At 54.2% G+C, this 24,341-nt stretch carries 25 protein-coding genes; 22 read left to right on the forward strand and 3 right to left on the reverse strand.

Translation table 11 applies throughout. From position 1 onward, the window contains the following. Positions 1 to 80: 80 nt before the first annotated feature. From purR to H627_RS0108525, 3 genes are all read left to right on the forward strand, one after another. Positions 81 to 941, forward strand: coding sequence for a pur operon repressor (purR, locus tag H627_RS0108515; RefSeq protein WP_027828617.1), 861 nt, complete (start codon positions 81 to 83; stop codon positions 939 to 941). 400 nt (positions 942 to 1,341) lie between these two features. After that, the gene (gene glmU / locus H627_RS0108520; RefSeq protein WP_027828618.1) at positions 1,342 to 2,730 is read left to right on the forward strand and encodes a bifunctional UDP-N-acetylglucosamine diphosphorylase/glucosamine-1-phosphate N-acetyltransferase GlmU; all 1,389 of its coding nucleotides are present in this window, start codon (positions 1,342 to 1,344) and stop codon (positions 2,728 to 2,730) included. Positions 2,731 to 2,748: 18 nt separating this feature from the next. Next, a complete protein-coding gene (locus H627_RS0108525; RefSeq protein ID WP_027828619.1) occupies positions 2,749 to 3,732 on the forward strand; it encodes a ribose-phosphate diphosphokinase in 984 nt (327 codons plus the stop codon). 111 nt (positions 3,733 to 3,843) lie between these two features. Here H627_RS0108525 and mscL read toward each other — a convergent pair whose 3' ends face one another. After that, positions 3,844 to 4,221, reverse strand: a complete 378-nt coding sequence (gene mscL, locus H627_RS0108530) for a large conductance mechanosensitive channel protein MscL (RefSeq protein ID WP_027828620.1) — start codon at positions 4,219 to 4,221, stop codon at positions 3,844 to 3,846. 135 nt (positions 4,222 to 4,356) lie between these two features. Here mscL and H627_RS0108535 point away from each other — a divergent pair, with 135 nt between their 5' ends. The 5 genes from H627_RS0108535 to H627_RS0108555 are packed head-to-tail and all read left to right on the forward strand — an operon-like array spanning position 4,357 to position 9,043. Beyond that, positions 4,357 to 5,301 carry an AAA family ATPase gene (locus tag H627_RS0108535; protein ID WP_373880564.1) on the forward strand — a complete coding sequence of 315 codons (945 nt, stop codon included), beginning with the start codon at positions 4,357 to 4,359 and terminating at the stop codon, positions 5,299 to 5,301. A gap of 5 nt (positions 5,302 to 5,306) precedes the next feature. Further along, positions 5,307 to 5,657, forward strand: a complete 351-nt coding sequence (locus H627_RS0108540) for a hypothetical protein (protein ID WP_146994195.1) — start codon at positions 5,307 to 5,309, stop codon at positions 5,655 to 5,657. 60 nt (positions 5,658 to 5,717) lie between these two features. Continuing rightward, positions 5,718 to 6,338 (forward strand): DUF58 domain-containing protein, encoded by a 621-nt coding sequence (locus tag H627_RS0108545; RefSeq protein ID WP_027828623.1) that lies wholly within the window; start codon positions 5,718 to 5,720, stop codon positions 6,336 to 6,338. Continuing rightward, positions 6,335 to 8,581 (forward strand): transglutaminase TgpA family protein, encoded by a 2,247-nt coding sequence (locus H627_RS19245; protein WP_051225301.1) that lies wholly within the window; start codon positions 6,335 to 6,337, stop codon positions 8,579 to 8,581. The genes H627_RS0108545 and H627_RS19245 overlap by 4 nt, the downstream gene beginning before the upstream one ends. 6 nt (positions 8,582 to 8,587) lie before the next feature. Then, positions 8,588 to 9,043: an NUDIX domain-containing protein gene (locus tag H627_RS0108555; protein ID WP_027828624.1), complete on the forward strand. Its 456-nt coding sequence runs from the start codon at positions 8,588 to 8,590 to the stop codon at positions 9,041 to 9,043. 6 nt (positions 9,044 to 9,049) lie between these two features. Here the strand turns inward: H627_RS0108555 and yidA are convergent, their stop codons facing one another. Continuing rightward, positions 9,050 to 9,868 carry a sugar-phosphatase gene (gene yidA, locus H627_RS0108560; protein ID WP_027828625.1) on the reverse strand — a complete coding sequence of 273 codons (819 nt, stop codon included), beginning with the start codon at positions 9,866 to 9,868 and terminating at the stop codon, positions 9,050 to 9,052. Further along, on the reverse strand, positions 9,855 to 11,228 hold the full coding sequence (locus tag H627_RS0108565; protein ID WP_027828626.1) for an HD domain-containing protein: 1,374 nt from the start codon (positions 11,226 to 11,228) through the stop codon (positions 9,855 to 9,857). Before H627_RS0108565 ends, yidA begins: the two co-directional genes overlap by 14 nt. 145 nt (positions 11,229 to 11,373) lie before the next feature. Between H627_RS0108565 and H627_RS0108570 the strand changes: the two genes are divergently transcribed. From H627_RS0108570 to H627_RS0108640, 14 genes are all read left to right on the forward strand, one after another. Beyond that, entirely contained in the window at positions 11,374 to 11,817 is a 444-nt protein-coding gene (locus tag H627_RS0108570) for a YwiB family protein (protein WP_027828627.1), read from the forward strand. Positions 11,818 to 11,861: 44 nt separating this feature from the next. After that, the gene (gene rpoE / locus H627_RS0108575) at positions 11,862 to 12,548 is read left to right on the forward strand and encodes a DNA-directed RNA polymerase subunit delta (RefSeq protein WP_027828628.1); all 687 of its coding nucleotides are present in this window, start codon (positions 11,862 to 11,864) and stop codon (positions 12,546 to 12,548) included. A 147-nt stretch (positions 12,549 to 12,695) separates the two neighbouring features. Beyond that, on the forward strand, positions 12,696 to 14,342 hold the full coding sequence (gene pyrG / locus H627_RS0108580; RefSeq protein WP_027828629.1) for a CTP synthase: 1,647 nt from the start codon (positions 12,696 to 12,698) through the stop codon (positions 14,340 to 14,342). A gap of 148 nt (positions 14,343 to 14,490) precedes the next feature. After that, positions 14,491 to 15,771 carry a UDP-N-acetylglucosamine 1-carboxyvinyltransferase gene (murA, locus tag H627_RS0108585; RefSeq protein WP_027828630.1) on the forward strand — a complete coding sequence of 427 codons (1,281 nt, stop codon included), beginning with the start codon at positions 14,491 to 14,493 and terminating at the stop codon, positions 15,769 to 15,771. Positions 15,772 to 15,870: 99 nt separating this feature from the next. Continuing rightward, on the forward strand, positions 15,871 to 16,155 hold the full coding sequence (locus H627_RS0108590) for a type B 50S ribosomal protein L31 (protein ID WP_027828631.1): 285 nt from the start codon (positions 15,871 to 15,873) through the stop codon (positions 16,153 to 16,155). A gap of 425 nt (positions 16,156 to 16,580) precedes the next feature. Continuing rightward, the gene (locus H627_RS0108600; RefSeq protein ID WP_027828633.1) at positions 16,581 to 17,357 is read left to right on the forward strand and encodes a hypothetical protein; all 777 of its coding nucleotides are present in this window, start codon (positions 16,581 to 16,583) and stop codon (positions 17,355 to 17,357) included. Beyond that, complete coding sequence (locus H627_RS0108605) at positions 17,350 to 18,447, forward strand: D-alanine--D-alanine ligase family protein (RefSeq protein WP_035440433.1); 1,098 nt, start codon at positions 17,350 to 17,352, stop codon at positions 18,445 to 18,447. The genes H627_RS0108600 and H627_RS0108605 overlap by 8 nt, the downstream gene beginning before the upstream one ends. A 17-nt stretch (positions 18,448 to 18,464) precedes the next feature. Further along, positions 18,465 to 19,835 (forward strand): UDP-N-acetylmuramoyl-tripeptide--D-alanyl-D-alanine ligase, encoded by a 1,371-nt coding sequence (locus tag H627_RS0108610; protein WP_027828635.1) that lies wholly within the window; start codon positions 18,465 to 18,467, stop codon positions 19,833 to 19,835. A gap of 204 nt (positions 19,836 to 20,039) precedes the next feature. Then, complete coding sequence (gene cshA / locus H627_RS0108615; RefSeq protein WP_027828636.1) at positions 20,040 to 21,533, forward strand: degradosome RNA helicase CshA; 1,494 nt, start codon at positions 20,040 to 20,042, stop codon at positions 21,531 to 21,533. Between the two features lie 146 nt (positions 21,534 to 21,679). Next, positions 21,680 to 22,039 (forward strand): holo-ACP synthase, encoded by a 360-nt coding sequence (acpS, locus tag H627_RS0108620; protein WP_027828637.1) that lies wholly within the window; start codon positions 21,680 to 21,682, stop codon positions 22,037 to 22,039. Further along, positions 22,039 to 23,166 (forward strand): alanine racemase, encoded by a 1,128-nt coding sequence (alr, locus tag H627_RS0108625; protein WP_027828638.1) that lies wholly within the window; start codon positions 22,039 to 22,041, stop codon positions 23,164 to 23,166. The genes acpS and alr overlap by 1 nt, the downstream gene beginning before the upstream one ends. A gap of 84 nt (positions 23,167 to 23,250) precedes the next feature. Continuing rightward, on the forward strand, positions 23,251 to 23,496 hold the full coding sequence (locus tag H627_RS0108630; RefSeq protein WP_027828639.1) for a hypothetical protein: 246 nt from the start codon (positions 23,251 to 23,253) through the stop codon (positions 23,494 to 23,496). A gap of 36 nt (positions 23,497 to 23,532) precedes the next feature. Next, a complete protein-coding gene (locus H627_RS0108635) occupies positions 23,533 to 23,901 on the forward strand; it encodes a type II toxin-antitoxin system PemK/MazF family toxin (RefSeq protein WP_027828640.1) in 369 nt (122 codons plus the stop codon). A gap of 202 nt (positions 23,902 to 24,103) precedes the next feature. Further along, on the forward strand, positions 24,104 to 24,298 hold the full coding sequence (locus H627_RS0108640) for a hypothetical protein (protein WP_027827606.1): 195 nt from the start codon (positions 24,104 to 24,106) through the stop codon (positions 24,296 to 24,298). Positions 24,299 to 24,341 lie beyond the last annotated feature (43 nt).

Consider the following 24,341-nt stretch of genomic DNA (forward strand, 5'->3'; position numbering starts at 1 on the left):
GAATTCTTTCTTGACTTTCCGAACAATAACAGAGAAAATAGAGAAAATACACGGAAATTGCCCACTGAAAGGATTGCACAATGAAAGTAAAACGTAGTGAACGCTTGATCGATATTACCCAATACTTAATGGCCCGCCCCAAGACCCTGATCCCTTTGACCTTCTTCTCCGCCCGGTATGAATCGGCCAAATCTTCGATCAGTGAAGACTTGGCAATCGTAAAACGGACCTTTGCGACCCGGGGCACGGGTATTTTACAAACTGTTCCCGGCGCCGCTGGCGGTGTCCGCTACATTCCCGCAGTGAGCCGCAATTTTGCGGAAACATTCTTGCAAACGATGGCCGCTCGGCTGGCTGAGAAAGAGCGCCTGCTGCCCGGCGGGTATGTCTATCTGTCTGATCTCCTGGGCCAACCCACGGTACTCAACGATATCGGTCGGCTGATCGCCACCCAATATGTTCGGACGCCGGTGGATGTCGTGATGACCGTGGCTACCAAGGGCATTCCCATTGCCCAGGCGACCGCCAGTTATTTGAACGTGCCATTCGTCATTGTGCGGCGGGACTCCAAGGTCACCGAAGGCTCCACCGTCAGTGTGAACTACGTGTCCGGTTCCAGCAATCGAATCGAAAAGATGGAGCTGTCCAAGCGCTCCTTGCGTGAAGGCGCCAAGGTCCTGGTCGTTGACGACTTCATGAAGGGCGGCGGCACGGTCAACGGCATGCGCACCCTGATCAATGAATTCGATGCGGAACTCGTTGGCATCGCCGTTTTCGCCGAGGCCATCTTCTCCGGCAAACCCATGGTGTCTGATTATTCTTCCTTGTTACGGGTGGACGATGTGGACACCGACGCCCAAACCATCGTCGCCAATCCAGGCAATTATTTAGAAAAAACCACGTTCTTGGAAGATTTGACCCAAGCCGTGACCGAACGTTAGGAAATCGTTGCAGTTAATACAGTCCAGGTACGAAAACAAGGTTAGGATTCTGAAGAATGTAGTGCCAATGCGGAGCAAGCGGAGGCGGATGGGGCTCAGCCATGGAAACAACACGGCGGCTTTGCCGCCGATGTTGTTAGGCGATTTTGAGACCGCGTAGCGGGCTCAAAACGCCGTCATGGTTAGCTACGCCTTCGGCTTCGCACTTGCTGCGCGTCGCCAGCCCCATCCGCCGTAGCTTGCGCAGCTTTGGCACGGCGTACGAAGAACCATCTTTGTTTCTCCGTGCCAGGGCTGTTTTTGCGTCTCGTCATCCCGTTTGCATATGGCGTTAGGGCGCATTTTCCTGTATGATATGCATTGAATACGGACAATTTGTGAGAAAGCAGGGGGTTTCTGAATGGAACCAAGGTATGTCGTGATCTTAGCCGCTGGTATGGGCACCCGGATGAAGTCGGATGTGCATAAAGTACTGCATAAGATTTGCGGCCGGACGATGGTTGAACATGTATTGACCCAGGTCAGTCAAGTGCAACCGGAAAAAATCATTACCGTCGTTGGCCATGATGCCCAGGATGTTAAGAAAACACTGGGCGACCGGACTGAATATGCGGATCAGCCGGAGCAGCTGGGTACCGGCCACGCAGTGCTGCAAACGGCCCCGCTCCTGGCGGATAAAGAGGGCGTCACGCTGGTCGTCAGCGGGGACACACCGCTGTTGACCGCCGCGACACTGAACAAGTTGCTGCAATACCACACGGAGAAGGGCGCCAAGGCAACGATTCTGACTGCCGAAGCGCCGGATCCCACGGGTTACGGCCGCATTGTCCGCAACGACTTAGGAATCGTGGAACGCATTGTGGAACAAAAGGATGCCAGCCACGAAGAAGCAGCCATTCAAGAAATCAATACCGGTGTGTACTGCTTCGACAACCAGGCCCTGTTTGCGGCGTTGAAGCAAGTCACCAACGATAACGCCCAGGGTGAATATTACCTCACCGACGTGATCGCCATCATGCGGAAGGCCGGCGGCATCATTGCGGCTTACCGGATGAAGAATTTTGAAGAATCCATGGGCGTTAACGACCGGGTGGCCTTGGCCGCCGCGACTAAAGTGATGCAGCAGCGGATCAACCACGACTTCATGATGAATGGGGTGTCCATGATCGATCCGGCGACGACTTATATTGATGTCGGGGTGCAGATCGGTCAGGATACGATCATTGAACCCGGTGTGCAGATTCAAGGCCAGACCACCATTGGCCGGCATTGTGTCGTTGGCGCACACTCCCTGTTAGTGGACGCAACGATTGAAGATAACGTGCACATTACCAGTTCGACCATTGAACAGGCCACGATGCACCGGGGCAGCGACATCGGCCCTAATTCCCACTTACGGCCCAAGGCCGACATCGGCGAAGACGTCCACATCGGCAACTTCTGCGAAGTGAAGAACGCCACGCTGGGGGCGCGCACCAAGTTGGGCCATCTGTCCTACGTCGGCGATGCCACCCTGGGCAGCGATATCAACGTCGGCTGCGGGGTCGTCTTCGTTAATTACGATGGCGTGAAGAAATGGCACACCACGGTTGGCGACAAAGCCTTCATCGGCTCCAATTCGAACATTGTCGCGCCGGTGGAAATTGCGGATCATTCCTTTATCGCCGCCGGTTCCACCATTACCAAGGATATTGCCTACCACGCCATGGGGATCGCCCGGGCCCGGCAAGTCAACAAGTCCGATTTCTGGGACAAGTTACCGTTAAGCAAGAGCTCAGAGTGGAAATAAGGAAAAGCGGAGGCAAACATGGTTGAAAATCGTTTCGGCGAGAAATTAAAGATTTTTGCACTGAATTCGAACAAACCCTTAGCTGAAGGCATTGCGAAGACAGTGGGCGTTGAACTCGGCAAGTCGTCCGTCAGCCGATTCTCTGATGGTGAAATTCAAATCAACATTGATGAAAGTATTCGGGGCGCAGACGTCTTCTTGATTCAGTCCACGTCGGCACCGGTGAACGATAATTTGATGGAACTGCTGATTATGATTGACGCCCTGCGCCGGGCCAGCGCTCGGACCATCAATGCGGTCATTCCCTATTACGGCTATGCGCGGCAAGACCGCAAGTCCCGGGCTCGCGAACCGATCACGGCGAAGCTGGTGGCCAACATGCTGCAGCGTGCTGGGGCCGACCGAATCGTCGCCTTGGACCTGCATGCAGCTCAGATCCAGGGATTCTTCGATATTCCGGTCGACCACATGATGGGCGCGCCATTGCTGGCCAGTTACTTCTTACAGCACCACTTGAATGAGGGAGCCGTCACTGTTTCTCCGGATCACGGCGGCGTGACCCGGGCGCGTAAAGTGGCTGAGTTCCTGAAGACGCCGCTGGCCATTATCGATAAGCGCCGGCCGCGGGCAAATGTGGCCGAAGTGATGAATATCATTGGCCATGTCGAGGGCAAACGGGCGATCATTATCGATGATATGATCGATACTGCCGGTACGATCACCTTGGCGGCGCAAGCTTTGAAGGATGCTGGTGCTACTGAAGTCTATGCCAGCTGTACTCACCCGGTATTATCCGGCCCGGCTATTGATCGAATTCAAAACTCCAGCATCAAACAGCTGGTGGTGACGGACTCGATCCAGATGCCGCCAGAAATGAAGATCGACAAGATGGTCCAAGTGTCAGTAGCTAAGCTGCTGGGCGAAGCCATTGTTCGAATCTACGAAAACGAGCCGGTCAGTCCGTTATTCAGTATTCAGCATCAGTTACAGAATCAAGCCTAGGCAGTAAATCTAAAGCACCCGTTCCGCCAATGAAGGCGGCAACGGGTGCTTTTTTTCCAAGAAGGGATTTCAAATTTGTGCGCAGCATTGGCCCGGCAGTCGACAGAACGCTTACTCCTGCTTTTCCTTCTCTGCCAACAAATCCCGGATCTCCCGCAGATAATCCGCCTCAGTCGGGCCGGCTGGAGCCGCTTTTTTCGGCTTGCGCAGCTTGTTCAAGGCCTTCACGATCAAGAAAATGACGAATGCCGTAATCAAGAACGTGATCACCGATTGCAAGAATGCCCCGAAGCGGAGATGGGTTTTGCCAATCGTCAGGATCAAGTTCTTCTCTAGACTCAGCCCGCCAGTGAATAACCCGACTAACGGGGAAAGTAGGGTATCGTTCAGTGAAGTGACGATGGCGTTAAAGGCACCCCCAATCAGCACGCCGACGGCTAGGTCGATGACACTCCCTCGGGAAATAAACTCTTTGAATTCTTTGATCATCGCAGATGCTCCTTTCAATAAATGGTGCTAATTCCATTATACGGAGCGCGCGCCTTCTTTAGCCACTTTTCTTGCCAAATCCGGTACAATGAAGATAACGACTTAATTATAGAAAGCGGAGTGCGGATCGTGATCATATCAGATAGTGTGAGTGCTAAAGAATGTATTGACGCCATTGCCGCGAATGTGGAGCAAACGGTTATTGGCAAGCCTGAACAAGTTATGCTCACGATTGCCGCCATGCTGGCGGGTGGGCATGTGTTGTTTGAAGACATCCCCGGGGTCGGGAAGACCACGCTAGTGCGCAGCTTGGCCAACGCACTGCAATTGCCCTTTCGGCGAATCCAGTTTACTCCAGACCTGCTTCCCAGCGACATCATCGGGGTGACCATCTATGATGAGATTCAGCATGATTTTTCATTCCGTCGGGGCCCCGTTTTCACGACGGTACTCTTAGCGGATGAAATCAACCGGGCAACGCCCCGAGCTCAGGCGGCTCTGCTGGAGGCCATGGCAGAACGAAAAGTTACGGTGGATGGCACAACTTATGGATTGAGTCCAGACTTTTTCGTCTTGGCGACGCAGAATCCGACAGATTATGAAGGAACCTATCCATTGCCGGAGGCTCAGATCGACCGCTTCTTGTTCCGATTATCTTTAGGTTATCCGAATGAGCAGGCGGAGCGGCAGCTGCTGGCTGGGGCGGATCCGGCAGCCCATATCGAAGATGTCGCACCGGTAATTGATGCTGCCGATCTGCATCATTTGAAAGAATTGGCAGCGGCAGTTCACGTCAGTGATGGGTTGATTGACTATGCCTGGCACCTAATTGATGCCACTCGTCAAGATCCCCGCATCCGTTTGGGCATTTCGCCCCGGGGCGGCATGGCCTTGATCAATGCGGCGAAGGCCTATGCGCTGTGCATGGGTCGGGAGTATTGCATCCCGGATGATATCCAGACAGTGATCGGACCGACATTTCATCATCGTTTGATTCTGAACCAGGGCAGTGTGGGGGATGACCCGATTCCGGGCATCATTGCAGATATTCTGCAAGCGACGCCTGTACCGACGGTGTGATTGCTATGGGGAGGATCAAACGGTTTGCTGGGATGCTTCTGTTTTTGCTGATTCTGGCCGGCAGTTTTGGTTTAGCGGCCATCTTTAATACGACGATGATCTGGGCGGTGTGGTACGCCTTTGTTTTCGTCTTTTTGCTGTGTCTCGGTCAGCTCATTTGGCCGCTGACCAGTGTGGTTTGGCGATTGCGGCCGGTTGAACGGCCGGCCGATACGCCTTTTTCGCTGACTGGGACGGTGGCGAATCGCCGCTGGTGGCAATGGCAGCCGCAATGGCAGGCGCAGGACCACACGGGCTGGCTGGCACCAGTCACGCTGCTGGGCAAACGGCCAGCGGCGATCAGTGTTCAGGCCTAATTTTCCCGCGGAATATATACGAGTCTGCGGGTCCCAGTACGCAGTCAGGATTTGTTCGGTTTGCTGAGCAAAGGCCGACGGGTCGTGGTCCCGGCTGACGTGACGGTATATCCGTCGGTGCCGGCAGCACTGGTCCGCCAGCTGCTGCCGATGTTGAGCGCGCTGCGTGCCCGCCAGCGGGCCGGGCTGGTGGACCCATATTCGCTGCAGGGTTACCGCCAGTATATTCCCGGTGATCCCTTGGGGGTAGTGGATTGGCGCGTGTCTGCCCGGGTCGGGCATACGATGATTCGAGAATTGACGCCGGAGCCCACCCCCTTTGTTCACGTGGTATTCAACGCCAATGCGCAGACATTCAATGAACAGGAATGGGCGTTATTCTTTGGCCTGCAGCAGGCGACACGCAATTGGACCAATGTTTGGTATTGGTGGCCGACCCAGGCCGGTACGTGGGCCCATGCCCACGAGGTATCGACCCAAATTGCCGCGGCGTATCAAGCGCCAGCGGCGGCTGCGGTCTGGACACCGGGAGAAACCCCGTTGCGGGATGCCACTATTGTGGCCATTGGCGCCCCGCTGGCTACCAGCGGGCAGGGCACGCAGATCGTACAGGCGGCGGTTGGACCCGATGGCCGTTTGACCGGCAGTATGATTCAACGAAAGGAGCAGCAGTCATCATGAGCCGTTGGACAACGCGCGCCTTAGGGGCAGTGGGTATCCTGCTTCATGCGCTCTTGCTGATACTCGCCGTGCCCACCTTTGTGAAGGTCAATCACTTGGCGGCTGAATGGCCCCTATACCTCTATATTGGCCTCGCTATTCTCTGCGTGCTGCCCTGGCGCTGGCAGCACCGCTGGTGGCCGTTATCCCTTGGCGGACTGGTTTTAACCGCCTTTATTCCGATTTACCTGCTATTTCCCGGCCGCAGTCAGTTGTCGGCGGATTGGTTTGCCATGCTGGCGACTCGGTTTCAGGACAGTCTGCAAAGCTACTTCATTCAATCCTCTGCGACCGTGCCGCCGCTGCTAAGCTTGGTGCTGATCCTGGCAGTGGTGGCGGCGTTGATGATTCTGTTTGTTCGCTATCGGCTGTGGCCGGTCACCCTGATCGTGCTGGTTCTGTACCTCACCGCGGTGAATATTTTCAATGGCGATGACTTGACGGTGACTGTGCTCCAGCAGTTTCTGGTGGCCATTGTTTTGGCTTTGGTGCAGCAATTGCAAAAGCAGCGGCTGCGCTGGCCGCTGGTGGCGGTCGCTGGATTGGTGGCCGCGGCGGCCGGCGGGCTGCTCCAGGTGGCAGCGGCACCGCATACGACGTTGAATGCTCTTACTGCTCCGCTGGTGGATAATACAGCCGTTTTGCGCAATCAGCTGAATACAGCTGGTTTCTTCCAGTCTTTGGAACGGTTCGGTGCCGGGGATGCCCGCACTGGTTTTTCTGAAGATGATACGGATCTGGGCGGGCCGCTGTTCGATGACAACTCAGTGGTTTTTACCGCTGAGGATTACGAGGATCACTATTGGCGTGTCGAAACCAAGGATGATTACACCGGTCGCGGCTGGATCAGCAGTATCGGTGATAGCGGCAGCCGATTGCAGGGCCTGCCGACCACTTTGCCGGCTGGCGGGATGACGGCCCCAGTCAGTACGACCCGCCACGTGCTGACCATGGCATTTACGGCAGCCAGTGATTATGTACCGCTGCCTTACGGGCAGCTCACTTTGGACTCTGTGGATCAGCAGCAGCGCAATGTCTTTATGGGCTGGGCGACCACCCGGAATCGATTGATCACGGGCGGGCGGCTGCGTCCCTTGGCTGGGGTGAGCCGATTGACGGGCAGCTATCAAAAATATCGTTACACGATTCAACAATTGGAGAATGCGCCGAGTCCGATGATGACTGCCGAGCCCAACCAATTTCGAACGGATCTGGAATTGCCCAAATTGGTGACTAAACGGACACGCCAATTGGCCCAGCAAATCACGCGCAACGCGGCGACATATTATGATCAGGTTACTGCGATTCGCGATTATCTGCGGGATGGGGTCCAGTTTATTTATTCGAAAGTAGACACGCCGCGGACGCCCAAAGGCCGTGATTATGTTGATTATTTTCTATTTTCCAGTAAAACGGGATATTGCGATAACTTCTCCTCGGCAATGATTGTGCTGCTGCGCAGTGTCGGAATTCCCGCCCGCTGGGCCAAAGGTTTCAACGGCGGCAACCAGGTGGGGCAAGCCAGCGGTGGCCGGTATACCTACCAGATCCTCAACTCGGCGGCGCACTCTTGGCCAGAAGTCTATTTCAGCGGTATTGGCTGGGTTCCGTTTGAACCCACCCCGGGGTTCACCAATCCTGATGAGCGTCAGCAGACGGCGCAAAACACCGACGACACCAGCAGCAGTACGAGCAGCAGCAGTGTCAGCAGTACGAGCAGCAGCAGTACCGCCGCGCGGCGCAGCAGTCAGCAAGCCGCTGCCAGCATCAGTACCGCCCAGAATCTGACCAGCACCCCGGGCGCGCTGCCCTGGCCGCTGATTGCTCTGGGTATCGGTGCGGGCAGTTTGGCTTTAGCTGGGGCTCTGGCCTTTTGGCAGCGCCGCCGGTTAAGGCTGCATTGGACCCAATGGCGGCTGCGGCATGCCGCTGAGCAGCCATTTCCCACTGTCTTTCGCCGGTTTGACCGCCAGGCTCGGCATTTCCTGTCCCGACCGGCGGGAGAGACCTTGGCCGATTATTATCAGCGCTTGGGCCAGACCCTGCACCTGCCCGCGGATCATTTCGCGCCGGTGGTTGAAAACGCCGAGTACTTGCTTTACAGTGGGACCAACGAACCGGCACCCGTGATTACGGCGGCAGAACTGACTGCTCTGCAGACGGCCGTCGCCGCGATGCTGGCCGGTTTGAAGAAAGGCAGATGAGTGTTCATGCCAGACATTCCGACATTTGGCACGTTACCGAAAGACATGCCCTATGCCACGCGGATCGGGGCCTATGTGGTGATTCCCGATACCGCCCGCCAGCGGATCTTAACGCTGGCGGCCCCCAATGGGGCGCTGATTTTACCCGGGGGCGAAATGGAGGCTGGGGAGGATCAGCAAACGACCCTTACCCGGGAATTGAAGGAAGAATTCGGGGTGACCATTGATCCGCCGCATTATTTGGGTGAAGCCGCCGATTATTACTATTCTCGGCATCGCCGAACGGCGTATTATAATCCCGGCTATTTCTTTGCGACTACCGGGTATAAAAAAATAGCCCCCCCATTGGAGGACTTCAATATTATGACCTGGCAGCCGATTGTCATTGCCCAATTTGCCCTGAAACGGGCGTCCCATCGCTGGGCGCTGGACCGCTGGCTGCACCAGCAGGGCATCGACTGATTCCGGTTAATCCGCCAGTACGTATTTTTCTAGAGCCTGGGCCACGCCGTCGTCCACATTGGAGGCGGTGATGATCTGGGCTTTTGCTTTGACTTCGTCCGTGGCATTGGCCATGGCAACGCCGGTGCCGGCGGCTTCGATCATGCTCAGGTCGTTGCCTTGATCGCCAAAGGCCATGACCTGCGCCATGGGCACGCCCAGCCGTTTGGCTAAGCCTTTCAGGGCATTGCCCTTGCTGGCGTTAGGATTGAGCACTTCCAAGAAGAAGGGTTCCGATCGGACGAAGTGGTAGCGGTCCTGATATTCCGGCGGGATACTGTGGGCGACTTTATCCACGATCTCCGGGTCATCAATAAACATCACTTTGGAGAATCGCTTACTGGGGGCGAAGTCGTCAATCGTCCGATAATGGATCGGCATTTGCACCAGATAGCTTTCCCCCACAGAATACGGGCTGATATTCTTGTTGGTGGTGTACATGAAATGATCGTCTTCAGCATGCATGTGGCTGCCCAGCTTGCGGGCCAAGTATTCGAGGTCTACGTAATCGTTGTAAGCCAGCGTATGCCGGACCAGCACGCTTTCGTCAGCCGTTTTTTGTACCAGCGAGCCGTTGAAAGTGATCACATAATCGTCATCGCCCAGCAGATCCAAGTCTTCCAGGAAATGGCGCACTCCAGTCATCGGCCGGCCGGTGCAGATCACGACGTGCACGCCGCGGGTTTTGGCTGCCTTGACCGCGGCAATGGTGCGGGGATTCAATTGGCTGTGTTCATTGAGCAGCGTGCCATCCAGGTCCACAGCTGCTATTTTATAGGTCGTCATCGGTTGATTCCTTTCTTTGGGGAAACGCCAGAGCGCCGTTATGGATATAGCTCTGGAATTCTTGATAGATTGGGGTAAACAGGCCGCCATCGCTCTTGGCCAGCATTTCTTTCGGGAAATAGAACCGCTCATCGCCGGTGGAACGGCCGGCAATAGCCGCCACCAGCATACTCAGGGTGGATAATTCCCGCAGGCTGCCGTCTTCAGCCATGATTTCGATCTGCGTCTTTGGTTCCTTAGATGACGGATCGTAGGCATCGTAGGGCAGATCATAGCTGTCATTCAAGGCGGCGTAGTAATCCTTGTCGAAACCGGCGGCACTGATCAAGTCCCGCATCTTGGGGATCAGTGCCCGGGTTTCTTGAGAGTAGGTGACCGACTTGAACGGTTTGCGGTCCAAAAAGCGGTGGGCCAAGTCGCGCAAGGTGTCGTCCGGGTCTTCCCGCCAATAGATGAAGTAGGTGTTTAAGACTCCGTCGTCCAGATTGAGATAATCATGGAGGGTAAAGTCATTTTCAAAGAACGGCACTAGCAGAGTGGGAGTCAATTCCCCCAGCTGGTGGTGTTCGTATAAGTATTTCGCCCGTTGTAGCAAATGCTGCAAGACGACTTCCATGCCCCGGGAAACGGGGTGGAAATAGACTTGCTGATACATTTGGAAGCGGCAGATAATATAGTCTTCCACCGCGTGCATCCCATCGCTTTCGAAGGCGATGCCCTCGGAATAGGGGCGCATCACCCGCAGAATGCGGGTCACGTCAAAAAGGCCATACTTGGTCCCGGTGTTGTAAGCATCCCGCAGGAGGTAATCCATCCGGTCAGCATCGATCTGACTGGAAATCATCTGCACAACCTGGGGATTGGGATAGGTATGGTCAATGACACTGGCGACTTTCTCCGGGAAATCTGGGGCAATCGCCCGCAGCACCTGGTTCACTTCGGTTTCCGGCGAGGTTAGGATCTCTGTGGTGATGTGTTCGTGGTTGGTGCCGAAGATATGCTCGAAGGTATGGGAATAAGCGCCGTGGCCAATGTCGTGGAGCAGCGCCGCGCATAGCGCGACTAATCGATTGGCATCATCATCCCACAGACCGTCACCAGGTGCCTTGGTGGGATAATTATGACGGAAGTTATTGCAAATCTGGCGGGTTAGTTCGTACACCCCCAGGGAATGGGTGAAGCGGGTATGCTCCGCCCCGTGGAACGTGAACGAGCTCGTGCCCAGCTGCTTGATTCGGCGGAGCCGTTGGAATTCAGTGGTATTGATCAGGTCTAAAATGACCTTGTGCTCGACGTGAATATAGTTATGCACGGGGTCGCGGAAAACTTTTTCCCGCGGCAGTAAAGGTGAAGAATACATAAGCGTCCTTCCTTATAATGTTCCAAGTGTTGAATACGCTCATCATTATACCACGCGGGTCGGGCCAAATAGGCGGGACGGTTTGTTCCAGCGGCCAAGTGCTGTAAAATAGAAATAGGTATGTGTATGGAAAGGAAGTGCCGTCGTGGTTCTAGATTCAGCAATCCCGATCAATATCCATTTAGAGACGAATATTACCCAGAAGGGCGAAGAAGAGCATCACGTGTACGACGAGGAGGGCACGCTGGCCCAGGTGGGCAGCAATATCTACATCCGCTATGCAGAAAGCGGCCCGAATGACGATAACCAGCCGGTTACGTTGAAATTGATGAGCAATGGCGATGTGCAGGTGACCCGGGGCAAATCCAGTGGGGACACGTTTTCCAAGTTGTTTTTCAGCGACGGCAAACGGGTCATTGCCAGTTATCGGACCCCCTATGGGATGCTGTCCATTGAAACCCTGACCCAGACGCTGCAAGTGCGGCTGCGGGAAGATCCGTTGGCTGGGCAGATCGATATTGCCTATCAGCTATTGGCCGGCGGGGAGTATATTGGGGATTACCAGTTGCAATTGATTTTCCATGCCTAGGAGCGTATGATGTACTCTAAGACTGTGAAAGGACGTGTATCCGCTTGAATCTTGACGTTTTTAAGGGCGAAAATAAAGACGAACTGTCGATGATCGAAGTTGCCCATGCCATTCTCAAACAGCGTGGTGAAACCATACCGTTTGCTGATTTGGTCAACGAGATCCAGAACTATCTCGGGAAGAGTGACGAGGAAATCCGGGATCGTTTATCACAATTTTATACGGATCTGAATGTCGATGGCAGCTTTATCTCCCTCGGGGACAATGTCTGGGGCTTGCGCTCTTGGTATCCCTTTGATTCGGTGGATGAAGCGGTCAACCATGGCGACGAAGACGATGAAGATCGTCCGCGCCGCAAGAAGCGCAAGAAGGTCAATGCCTTCCTGGCAGATGTTGACAGCGATGATGATGTCATCGACTATAACGATGATGATCCAGAAGACGACGATTTCGACGATGACGATGATGAAGACGACGCAGACGATGATACCGATGCGGCGCCGGATAAGTTCGTTAAGGATGTGCCGGCCGATGATGATGCCGACGACGATGACGATACTGACGATAGCTTGACAGACGGTATCGAAGGCCAACTGCAGGAGTTTTCGGACGACGATGACGACACGGATGATAGTGCCGACAACGGCCCGGATTTCTCCGCCGATGACGATTCGGCCAGTGATGACAGCGATGACGATGACGACGATGATGACTCATCGAAGGCCAAGTAGTTGACGGACCACTGATTTTTTAGTAGGATACTTTTTGGGCACTCTATATCTAGAGTAACGGTTGCAGGCTCCCTGTTCGTTTTTGAATAGGGAGCTTGCTTTGTTTTTTAATTGTTCCCGGCAAATTAATAATGAAGGAGTTAACACATGACCAAGTATGTATTCATTACTGGTGGGGTTGTATCCTCACTGGGCAAGGGTATCGTTGCTGCGTCACTGGGTCGTTTATTGAAGAATCGCGAGTTGAAGGTGACCTTACAGAAGTTTGATCCCTATATCAACGTGGATCCTGGGACCATGAATCCTTACCAGCATGGTGAGGTATTCGTGACCGAGGACGGCGCGGAAACCGATCTGGATCTTGGTCACTACGAGCGCTTCATTGATAGCAATCTGAACCAGTATTCAAACGTCACAACCGGGAAAATTTATTCTGAAGTATTGGCCAAAGAACGCCAAGGCGAGTATTTAGGCGCCACGGTGCAGGTCATTCCGCACATCACCGACATGATCAAGGACAAGATCATGCGGGCCGCCACCACGACGGATTCTGATGTCGTGATTACGGAAATCGGCGGTACGGTGGGGGATATTGAATCCCTGCCGTTCCTTGAAGCATTGCGCCAGATGAAGTCGGAAGTCGGCGCCGAAAACGTCACCTATATCCACGTGACCCTGGTACCGTACTTGCGGGCCGCTGGTGAAATGAAGACTAAGCCTACCCAGCACAGCGTTAAGGAACTGCGCGGTCTTGGCATTCAACCCAACGTTTTGGTACTGCGGACTGAAAAGCCGATCACCCAGGAAATGCGGGATAAGATTGCGACGCTTTGTGATGTTGATCCGGACGCGATCATCGAGTCCCGGGACGTCAGCGTACTTTACAGCTTGCCGCTGATGCTCCAAGCCCAGGGCATGGACCAGATCGTCTGCGACCAATTGCATATTGATGCGCCGAAGGCCGATATGACGAAGTGGAAGGCTTTGGAACAACGGGTCAAGCATCTGCACCACAAGACCAAGATCACCTTGGTCGGCAAGTACGTGGAGCTCCAAGATGCGTATATTTCGGTTACCGAAGCCTTGAAGCACGCTGGCTTTGCCTATGATTCAGAAATTGAATTGACGAAGGTCCAATCGGAGAATGTCACTGAAGACAACGTGGCCGAATTGATGGCTGGCGCCCAGGGAATTATCGTTCCCGGCGGCTTCGGCAATCGCGGGGTTGAAGGCAAGATTTTGGCGATTCAATATGCTCGGGAACACAATGTACCGTTCCTTGGGGTCTGCCTGGGCATGCAAATGGCCACTGTAGAATTTGCCCGTCACGTCGCCGGTCTGCCGGAAGCCAACTCCACCGAAGTAGATCCAGAAACGCCGGATAACGTCATTGACTTGATGCCGGACCAAAAAGACGTCACCAAGTTGGGTGGGACGCTGCGCTTGGGTTCCTACCCAGCCAAGCTGAAGCCCGGGACGCTGGTATCTGAGGCCTATGGCAATCAATCCGTGATCATGGAACGTCATCGCCATCGCTACGAATTCAACAACAAGTATCGGGATCTCTTCGCTAAGAAGGGCATGATCTATGCCGGCGTGTCCCCGGACAATCGCCTGGTTGAGATCATTGAATTGCCGAAACTCAAGTTCTTCGTTGGGGTCCAATACCATCCCGAATTTCTCTCCCGGCCCAATCGTCCGGAACCGATCTACAAGGCCTTCATTGGCGCGGCTTCGGACCTGCCGGAAGTTGATAACCAAGACGTCCGGGAAGAAAGCAGCGAAACAAAATAAGGCAGTATTGCTGAAAACAAATCAAGTCAGCCCTTTCAAGGGCTGGCTTTTTTGCTCCCGATTCTTTATCATAGTGAAGTATGCCTGTTTTGTACGACGCAGGCCCTTCTAGTGAACGCACTTTTAACGATAAAGGATTTTAAACGCGATGAAAAAAATGATTATCCATGGTGGTAAGGCTCTCGCCGGATCGGTAACGATCGGCGGCGCCAAGAACAGCACGGTAGCCTTGATTCCAGCAGCTATCCTGTCCGAAACACCGGTGGTACTGGATGGTGTACCCCATATTCAGGATGTGACCAACCTCATGGCCATTCTGGGTGAAATGAACGTTGATTGCAGTATGACCGAAGATACACTCACGATTGATCCGACAAAAATTGAATTTAAACCCCTGCCCAACGGCAAGATCAAGAGCCTCCGCGCTAGTTATTACTTCATGGGGGCGTTATTAGGGCGCTTTGGCAAGGCCGTGGTCGGCCTGCCTGGCGGGGATGATATCGGTCCCCGGCCCATTGACCAGCACGTCAAGGGATTTGAAGCCCTTGGCGCAGTAGTCACCAATGATAACGGCGTGGTGGTGATCGAATCGCCCACTGAGGGACTCCATGGCGCTCGCATCCATTTCGATATGGTATCTGTAGGCGCGACTATCAATGTTATTCTGGCCTCCGTGCGGGCTCATGGCCGCACAGTCATTGAGAATGCCGCCAAGGAACCTGAGATCATCGACTTGGCAACGTATTTGAATAACATGGGCGCTGTGATTCGGGGGGCCGGGACTGACGTCATTCGAATCGAGGGCGTGCCCCATTTACGCGCTAAGAATGCGCATACAATCATTCCTGACCGGATCGAGGCCGGGACGTATCTGGCCATCGCCGCCACAGTGGGCGAGGGCGTGATCATCAAAAATATTATCAGTGAACACTTGGATGCTTATTTGGCGAAACTGGAAGAAATGGGCGTCAAGATGAAAATTGACGAGGACAGTATCTTTGTCTATCCGTCAGGCGACTTAAACACCGTCCAGATCCGTACCGGGACATACCCAGGGTTCGCCACGGATCTGCAGCAGCCAATCACGCCGCTGCTCATGAAGGCTCACGGCGAAAGCCTGATTACCGACACGATTTATCCCAAACGCGTTCGCCATATTCCGGAATTGCGCCGGATGGGGGCGGACATCAAGACTGAGAACGACGTGATCATTATTCACCACGTCGACCATTTGCATGGGGCCGTTGTTTCCGCGGATGAGATCCGCGCCGGTGCTTGTTTGATGCTGGCCGGACTGATGGCCGATGGCACGACGACGATTATTAATGTGGAAAATATTTTGCGCGGTTATGACCGCGTGGTGGACAAGTTGCGGGCGATTGGCGCTGATGTGACCATGGCCGATTACGAAACCGCCGATGAACACTGATTGACGCTGGCCCGGCCCGCGTGGTACCATACACTATTGTGTATAAGTAAAGCAATCTCTATTTCAGCAAATGATTTAGGGCAAAGGAGTGTACAACTAATGAAGCAAGGAATTCATCCCGATTACCACGAAGTTGTGTTCATGGACTCATCCACGGGCTTCAAGTTCGTTTCTGGTTCGACGGCTACTTCCAAGGAAACGATTGATTATGAGGGTAAGACATATCCGTTGATCCGGGTCGAAGTTACTTCTGATTCCCACCCGTTCTATACTGGGAAGCAAAAGTTCACCCAAGCCGACGGCCAAATCGATCGGTTCAACAAGAAGTATGGTTTCACCGACACCAACAAGAAGCCGGAAGAAGAAACCGAAGACGCCAAGTAATTTTTATTTGGCTGGTAAGGCTCTCTATCAGGGGGCCTTTTTTTGATGCAGACGGTTAGGTAGGGCGTTGTACGCCGTGCCAATGCTGCGCAATCTACGGCTGAGGGGGCTGGCGACGCGCAGCAAGTGCGAAGCTGAAGGCGTAGCTAGCCATGACGGCGCTTTGAGCCCGCTGAGGGACGCGGTCTCAAAGTCGCCTAACAGCTGCAATCTTGCGCAAAACCGGCGCAAGATTGCAGCTGTTTCCATGGCTGAGCCCCCTCAGCCTCCGCTTGCTCCGCATTGGCACGGCAATCAAGGCCCAGACTCGCCCCCCTAACCGCCTAGCCTTTGTTCGCTTGCACTCCTCGCACCATTAAAGTAGAGTATTCTACGGGTCTAGACACATTTGCGGACAATTGAGGTAAAGGAGTATTGATCGGTTCATGGTGAATACAGTGCTGTACGTCCATCTTGAGACAGTCTCAAACCTAACCGTCTCGTATGGTATGAACGCCGACGATTTTCTCGCAGGCATGCCCGACATTCCCCACCATTTACTGCTGCTGACGCCCGTCAACAGCCAAGAAATGGTGGATCCCCATACTGGGTTCAATGTCATCTCCGGCGAAGAAGACGTCGCCGCTTATTTGAAGGACAGCAAAATCAGTCCCAAAAAGTGGATCGATTACCAGCACACCCTTTATCTTGATCAGATCACCCCGCAAGAGGTGGCCGAAATGCTCTATTTAGGGCATGCGTACAACCACATCACACCACCTTTCTACTACAAGTTGGGCAACCAATACGTCTATTTGGATCGCCCGGACGGGACCCAAAAGATCTACTATCGGAACTTGGATCAATTCTTTGTCAGTCTGGATCATGCCATCGCTCGGCACGTGCGGGAGCGCGAAGTCGAGCAGCGATTTTGGCGCAAGCTGCGCAACGACACGATTGCCCCGCTGCCGGATCATCTGTGGGTCACGTTGCGGCCGTTATTGATCGACGGCGTGCTCTTCAGTTTCGATGATATTCGTGTGCATCAGAAGGATTACGAAATTCCGCTCTATCAATTGAAACGCAAACTCCTGTTAACGGATCAAACGTGGCTGCGGGGCGAGGATGATCTCGTCGGATCCTTGAAATATGCCCGAAAACAGCAGAAATGGCGCTTTGTGGCGCCCAGCACAGAAAGGAACGGGGAAGATGTCAATGCATAACACAGTTTTCTTGCTTTACGGCGGAGTCAGTTCAGAGCATGACGTATCGGTCCTGAGCGCCCGGTCGGTCGTTGAAAATATTTATTACGAATACCATGACCTGGTGCCTGTCTATATCACGAAGCAAGGCCGCTTTTTAAGCGGTGCGTCGCTGACGGCACCGCTGCCGGACAGCACCTCCCTATACTTAGAAGAAGGCAGTACGCCCCAATGGCGGCAGGCCAAGACTTCTGTGGGTGTCCCTTTGGATTGGCGCCGGCTGCAGGCCGACAACGTGATCGTTTTCCCCATGCTGCACGGGACTAATGGTGAAGATGGAACGATTCAAGGCTGGCTGGAAACAGTCGGCGTCCCTTACGTGGGCAATGGCGTACGCGCCAGTGCCAGTGCGATGGACAAAATTATTTCTAAACAGATCTTTGCGGATGCTGATTTGCCCCAAGTACCTTACGAATGGATCGACGACACGGCTTGGAAAATGCAGGCGGCGCGGACGGACTTTCTTAACCGCGTTAAGGGCGGGCTGCTGTATCCCCTCTACGTGAAGCCGGCGAACGCCGGGTCCAGTATTGGGATTACCCGAGTGACGGAGGACGCCAAGCTGGCTGATGCCATTGACTTTGCGTTTCACTATGATGACCGGATCCTTGTTGAACAAGGTGTACCTAACGCCCGGGAGATCGAATTAGCTTTGCTCGGCAACCGGGATGACCTGAATATGTCTGTACCGGGTGAGATCGGTAAGACGCGGTCTTTCTACGATTTCAATGCCAAGTTCGTTGAAGGCCAGACCAAATTGATCATCCCCGCCAAGCTGCCGGAGGAGACCACGTCCCAGTTGGAGAAAATCGCCCAGACGGCCTTTATGGAACTTTCTGCCGCCGGTCTGTGCCGAATCGATTTCTTTGTCAGCGACGGCGGTGATGTCTTTATCAATGAAGTCCAGACGATGCCGGGCTTTACCCAATATTCCATGTATCCCTATTTATGGCAGTATACCGGCATCAACTACGGCGATTTGCTGGAAGAATTGATGACGTTAGGCCAGAAACAGTTTGACCACCGGCGGAATATTGAGAAAAACTATTAGAGAGCAGAAGACAACCCATGCATTTTAAAGTATCCGAAATTGTGAATGCCCTGCACGCCCCAGCAGTGGCCAAGAAGTTTGCTGATCGCGAGGTCACCGGGGTCACCTTTGATTCCCGCCAGATCGATCCGGGCATGCTGTTTGTGCCGCTGATGGGCGAACGGGACGGCCACGAATTTGTGCCCGCTGCGATTGCCGCCGGCGCTGCCGCCACCTTTTGGCAGGCGGACCATACCGAGAACGTGCCGGCTGATTTTCCCGTGATTCAAGTGGCCGATCCGCTGACTGCCATGTGGGAATTAGCCGCCCATTATCTGCATAAGATCAATCCCAAGGTCGTGGCCGTGACCGGATCCAACGGCAAGACGACGACTAAGGACATGATCGCGACGATTCTGGCTACCCAGTATAACGTGGCTAAGACGTATGCCAACTACAATAATAAAATTGGTTTGCCCTACACGATTCTCAATGCCCCGACCAACACGGAAGTTTTGGTACTGGAAATGGGCATGGACCGGCCTGGGCAAATTGCCCATATGACCAAGCTGGCTCAACCAGACGTCGCTGTCATCACGATGATTGGCGAAGCCCATATTGAGTTCTTTGGGACGCGGGATAAAATTGCCGATGCTAAGATGGAAATTGTCCAGGGGCTGTCCGCCGATGGGACGTTCATTTTCAACGGTGATGAACCGCTGCTGCAAGAGCGGGCTAAAGCAGTGCCGCAGAACAAAAAGACGTTCGGCGACACAACCGCTAACGATATTTATCCAATCAGCGTGCAAGCCGATGCCCAACAGACACAATTTGTGACCAATAAATGGGCTGACGTGACGTTCACCATTCCGATGATGGGCGAGTACAACATCTTCAACGCCTTGGCGGCGATTCAAGTTGCCCGTCAGTTCCATGTTTTGCCGGAGAAGATTGCTCAGGCCTTGCGCAAGTTTGTGCCAACTGCCAACCGGGCGCAATGGATCAGGGGCGACGATGGCGAACAAATTTTGTCGGATGTCTATAATTCTAACCCGACGGCGGTGAAAGATGTTCTGCGCAGTTTTGTCCAGGTGCCCACGGATGGCCAGCGGATCATCGTGCTGGGGGATATGCTCGAATTAGGCGACCATTCTGCCGCGCTGCATGCCGGTTTGGCTACCGCAATCGATCCGGCGGAGATCCAGCAGGTCTTTCTGTATGGCGAAGACATCAAGGCTTTGGCCGAAGCCCTGCAGCCAAAGTATTCGGCCGGCACGCTGCATTATTATCCCGTGGGGGAGCAGGATGCGCTGCTGCACGACCTGCAGGCGGTGATCCACAATCCGGACTTGGTCCTGATCAAGGGCAGTCATGGGATGCATCTGGAAAATGTGCTGGCGAAATTGTGAGCCTTTCTGAAACGGACAGCACAACACTAACTGCTTTTCAGAAAGCTTGCACTCCATTACCGAACGTGCTAACATATTAAGAATGCAACTTCGTTGATGTCCCGAACTTTGGGACTTTCTGGGGGAACCAGTTCCGCGCACGCATTCGTGTGGCCCATATTTCGGAACGGGGTCCCTGTTTTTCACACAAGGAGGAACTATTTTTTGAATTTTAATGAACTAGGCTTAGACCCCACACTGCTCAAGGCTATCTCGCGCGCCGGCTTCGAAGAAGCCACCCCCATCCAGGCAGGGACGATCCCTCTGGTGTTGGCGGGTAAGGACGTCATTGGACAAGCCCAGACCGGTACGGGGAAGACAGCCGCTTTTGGTTTGCCGTTATTACAAAAGATCGATATGAACAACCGGGGCGTCCAGGCCATCGTTATTTCTCCCACGCGGGAACTGGCCGTGCAGACGCAAGAAGAATTGTACCGCTTAGGTAAAGACAAGCACGCCAAGGTGCAGGTCGTTTACGGCGGTGCCGATATTCGCCGGCAGATCCGCAACTTGAAGGAAGGTCCCCAAATCGTTGTCGGGACGCCCGGCCGGCTCCTGGACCACTTGAACCGCCACACCTTGAAGCTGGAAGGCGTGCACACCGTCGTTCTGGATGAAGCGGATGAAATGCTCGACATGGGCTTCATTGAAGACATCGAGAAGATTCTGACGTACGTCCCGAATGCCCACCAGACGCTGCTCTTCTCGGCCACCATGCCGGGACCGATCATGCGCATCGCTGACAAGTTCATGCACGATCCGGAAGTCGTTAAGATCAAGTCCCAGGAATTAACCGCCGATCTGATCGATCAATATTATGTGCGGGCCCGGGAATATGAGAAATTCGATGTCATGACCAGCCTGATCGACGTGCAAGATCCTTCATTGGCCCTGATCTTTGGCCGGACCAAGCGGCGAGTCGATGAACTGACCCGTGGCCTGCAAGCCCGCGGTTACAACGCCGAAGGCATCCATGGCGACTTGTCCCAGCAGAAGCGAATGGACGTCTTGAAGCAATTCAAGCATGGCCAATTGGACATTCTGGTGGCTACTGACGTCGCCGCCCGGGGCTTGGATATCTCCGGTGTGTCCCACGTCTTCAACTACGATATTCCCCAAGATCCAGACAGCTATGTCCACCGGATCGGCCGGACGGGCCGCGCTGGGAAGCACGGGGTATCGATTACCTTTGTGACGCCCAACGAAATGGGCTATCTGCGGACGATCGAGGAATTGACCAAGAAGCGGATGGAACCCCTCAAGCCGCCGACGGAAGCTGAAGCCTTAGCTGGTCAGCTGGCCAGTGCTAAGGAAGACATCGTGCAAACGATTGCTGATGACGACTTGGAGAAGTACGACGATGTGGCGGAAGAATTGCTGGAGCAATATACCCCGCTGCAACTCGTATCGGCTTACTTGAAGAGTGTCAGCAAGGATGCATCGGATGTCAAAGTCACGATTACACCGGAACGGCCGCTGCCGTTCCGCAAGGCATCGCATCACCGCTCTGACAAGCAGGGCAGCCAGCGCCATTACGGTAAGAACCGGAATAACAACCGGCGTAATGACCGGGACAACAAGCGCGGCTATTCCCGCGGCGGCAGCCGGTCCAGCGATACGAAGCATAATTTTAAAGCCCGTTCAAAGACGAACGCTTAATTATTAAATGACACGGTCGGCCAGAAATGGTTGGCCGTTTTTTGCGAGAGGGCGCTAGCTTCTGGTCGCCGGAGCCCGTTTTAAAGGATGTGCCCATTCCCGGTTCGTGATAAAATTGACCCAGTTCAAAGTTGGAGGTGCACGACATGATTGCAGGTATCGGTGTGGATATCACCGACATTGATCGGGTGCAAAAAGCAGCCGGTCGGCGGGATGGCTTCGCGGAACGGATCTTGACCGCTGCTGAATATGCGGTCTACCAGACCCTGTCCGAGAAACGTCAGGGTGAATATCTGACCGGCCGCTTTTCCGCCAAAGAATCCTACAGTAAAGCCTATGGCACTGGTTTCGGCCCCATTGGCTTCCAAGACATTGAGATCTTGGATAACGATAAGGGCCGCCCGGTAGTCACCAAGCACCCCTTCGCCGGTATCGCCCACGTATCCATTTCCCATACGGATACGATGGCGATGACGGAAGTGATCTTAGAAAGAAGTGACACTTAATGGTAGTGGGTAAGTTGCGGCCGGCCACAGTAACAGTGGACCTGGCAGCGATTCGGCATAATGTTAAGGAAGAAATCAAGCGGTTGGACGGGCGCAGTGAATTGTTTGCGGTGGTCAAGGCCGATGGCTATGGTCACGGCGCTGTGCCGGTGGCTCGGGCCTGTCGGGCGGCTGGCGCCACGGGCTTCTGTGTGGCCTTGCTGGACGAAGCCCTTGAATTGCGGGCGGCCCATTTTACTGAACCAATTCTGGTGCTGGGCATCACTCCGGCCAATGAGGCGGCCATCGCGGCGGCCAACGACGTATCATTAACGTTCGGCACCCTTGAGTGGCTCCAGGCGGCGGCTGAGAACTTAGCCGCCCACGCCAATACACCATTGAAGGTGCATATTGCCTTGGATACCGGCATGGGTCGGATCGGTTTTCGAGAAGAAGCTGATCTGAGGGCGGCTTGCGATTATTTGACGGCCCACCAAGACACCTTCATCACCGAAGGAATTTTCACCCATTTCGCCACGGCGGATGAAAAGGATACGACGTATTTCAAACAGCAGGCCAAGCGGTTTAACGAACTGGTCGCTGTTTTGCCCAGTCGGCCCAAGTATGTCCATGTGTCAAATTCCGCCACCAGTTTGTGGCATGCGGCCTGTAATGGCAACATGGTCCGCTTCGGCGTCGCCATCTATGGCCTGAACCCCTCTGGCCGAGGTATTCCGGAGCTGCCGTATCCGCTGCAGCCGGCCTTGAGCTTGACCAGCGAATTGACCTTTGTCAAAATGCTGCACAAGGGTGACGCGGTCAGTTACGGAGCGACGTATCATGCGGCCGGTGACGAATGGATCGGCACTGTGCCGCTGGGTTACGCCGATGGCTGGCTGCGCCGGCTGCAAGGGTTCCACGTGCTGGTCAATGGCCAGCCCTGTGAGATTGTCGGCCGAATATGTATGGACCAGTTCATGATTCGCCTGCCGGAACAGCTGTCAGTGGGGACGACCGTTACGCTGGTGGGGGAAGATCATGGCGCCACAGTGAGCATGCAGGACGTGGCCGATTACTCGCATACGATCCACTATGAATTATGCTGCATCTTGACACAACGCTTACCGCGCCGGTATATTAACGAGTAAGCCTGTTTTTTAGGTATTGGTTTGGGAACGTACAGGCCGACTAGCGGGTCATTGCTGGTTGGTTTTAGTGGGGGTATACACACAATGGGAAACAAAAAAATCCAGATCCATTTGGATGCATTGCTCAATGAACAGTTGCGTACCTACAGTCATACGAATATGGTGGATGAAGAGACCGTCATTAACGCTGCACTCCGCCAGTACTTAGAAGCCGCCCAGCCCCGATCCAGCGAGCTGGCCGCCGGGTACAAAGAGATGGGTCCGATCAATCGGGCAATTTCCGCCGACTATGCAGCGACGGAAGAAAAGGATGAGCGGCGCATTATTTAGTCCGTAGTGTGCTGCCGGATTAAGGGGGGCCATAAGTTGGCGCAGGAAGTGAATCGCGGGGACGTTTATTACGCGGATCTTTCCCCAGTCGTGGGATCCGAGCAGGGCGGTTCGCGACCAGTATTAATCGTACAGAATGACGTGGGCAATCATTTCAGTCCCACTGTTATTGTCGCGGCCATTACCGCCAAAATTCAAAAGCCGAAGATGCCGACCCATGTGGCACTCACACCAGCGGAGGACGGCATCGACCGGCCCTCCGTGGTGCTGCTGGAGCAGATTCGGACGATCGACAAACAGCGTTTGAAGTACAAGGTGACCCATTTGCGGCGGACCAAGATGGTCGCTGTGAACCGGGCTTTAGCCGTGAGTGTGGGCATTCAGCCCATTCGGCACGATCGGTAGTATTTTGGCACAACGGAATTACCAGCACAATTCAGTATACCGGCAGCCCCTTTTATGAGGGGCTGCCTTTTTTGCAAAAGGCACCGGGACCTAGTTCGTTGTAAGAGGTCGTTAAACGGTAAGCGGTCGTTGACATAGGTATCGTGACCCGGTGCAGGCCTCCTTGTAAACTTGGTTTATCAAGTAAACAAGGAGGCCTTTCATGGTTCAAATCAAAGATATCGTGCCGATCCAGGTGACCGACCGGTCGCCGAAGCCGCTGGTCAAACCGCAGGTTGCGGCACGAGTGAAGCTCAAGGACGCCGAGGTCGTGTTTTACACCGGTGTTGACCGGGCAATTCTGCACGTGGTGCTCCAGGAGTTGACAGGCAATGTTCCCCAATATCCAAGAGCTTAACATCTATATCATTTGCGGAAAAACGGACCTGCGCAAAGGAATC

The sequence above is a fragment of the Schleiferilactobacillus harbinensis DSM 16991 genome, from assembly GCF_000425885.1.
GTDB lineage: Bacteria > Bacillota > Bacilli > Lactobacillales > Lactobacillaceae > Schleiferilactobacillus > Schleiferilactobacillus harbinensis.

What these genes read in the sequence shown, in the direction of transcription:
- H627_RS0108525 (WP_027828619.1), top strand. Translation starts at nt 2,749, where the DNA reads ATGGTTGAAAATCGTTTCGGCGAGAAATTAAAGATTTTTGCACTGAAT.
- yidA (WP_027828625.1), bottom strand. Translation starts at nt 9,868, where the DNA reads ATGACGACCTATAAAATAGCAGCTGTGGACCTGGATGGCACGCTGCTC.
- pyrG (WP_027828629.1), top strand. Translation starts at nt 12,696, where the DNA reads ATGACCAAGTATGTATTCATTACTGGTGGGGTTGTATCCTCACTGGGC.
- H627_RS0108590 (WP_027828631.1), top strand. Translation starts at nt 15,871, where the DNA reads ATGAAGCAAGGAATTCATCCCGATTACCACGAAGTTGTGTTCATGGAC.
- H627_RS0108555 (WP_027828624.1), top strand. Translation starts at nt 8,588, where the DNA reads ATGCCAGACATTCCGACATTTGGCACGTTACCGAAAGACATGCCCTAT.
- acpS (WP_027828637.1), top strand. Translation starts at nt 21,680, where the DNA reads ATGATTGCAGGTATCGGTGTGGATATCACCGACATTGATCGGGTGCAA.
- H627_RS0108605 (WP_035440433.1), top strand. Translation starts at nt 17,350, where the DNA reads ATGCATAACACAGTTTTCTTGCTTTACGGCGGAGTCAGTTCAGAGCAT.
- H627_RS0108565 (WP_027828626.1), bottom strand. Translation starts at nt 11,228, where the DNA reads ATGTATTCTTCACCTTTACTGCCGCGGGAAAAAGTTTTCCGCGACCCC.
- H627_RS0108600 (WP_027828633.1), top strand. Translation starts at nt 16,581, where the DNA reads ATGGTGAATACAGTGCTGTACGTCCATCTTGAGACAGTCTCAAACCTA.
- murA (WP_027828630.1), top strand. Translation starts at nt 14,491, where the DNA reads ATGAAAAAAATGATTATCCATGGTGGTAAGGCTCTCGCCGGATCGGTA.
- H627_RS0108640 (WP_027827606.1), top strand. Translation starts at nt 24,104, where the DNA reads ATGGTTCAAATCAAAGATATCGTGCCGATCCAGGTGACCGACCGGTCG.
- purR (WP_027828617.1), top strand. Translation starts at nt 81, where the DNA reads ATGAAAGTAAAACGTAGTGAACGCTTGATCGATATTACCCAATACTTA.
- glmU (WP_027828618.1), top strand. Translation starts at nt 1,342, where the DNA reads ATGGAACCAAGGTATGTCGTGATCTTAGCCGCTGGTATGGGCACCCGG.
- H627_RS0108630 (WP_027828639.1), top strand. Translation starts at nt 23,251, where the DNA reads ATGGGAAACAAAAAAATCCAGATCCATTTGGATGCATTGCTCAATGAA.
- H627_RS0108540 (WP_146994195.1), top strand. Translation starts at nt 5,307, where the DNA reads ATGGGGAGGATCAAACGGTTTGCTGGGATGCTTCTGTTTTTGCTGATT.
- alr (WP_027828638.1), top strand. Translation starts at nt 22,039, where the DNA reads ATGGTAGTGGGTAAGTTGCGGCCGGCCACAGTAACAGTGGACCTGGCA.
- H627_RS0108610 (WP_027828635.1), top strand. Translation starts at nt 18,465, where the DNA reads ATGCATTTTAAAGTATCCGAAATTGTGAATGCCCTGCACGCCCCAGCA.
- H627_RS19245 (WP_051225301.1), top strand. Translation starts at nt 6,335, where the DNA reads ATGAGCCGTTGGACAACGCGCGCCTTAGGGGCAGTGGGTATCCTGCTT.
- mscL (WP_027828620.1), bottom strand. Translation starts at nt 4,221, where the DNA reads ATGATCAAAGAATTCAAAGAGTTTATTTCCCGAGGGAGTGTCATCGAC.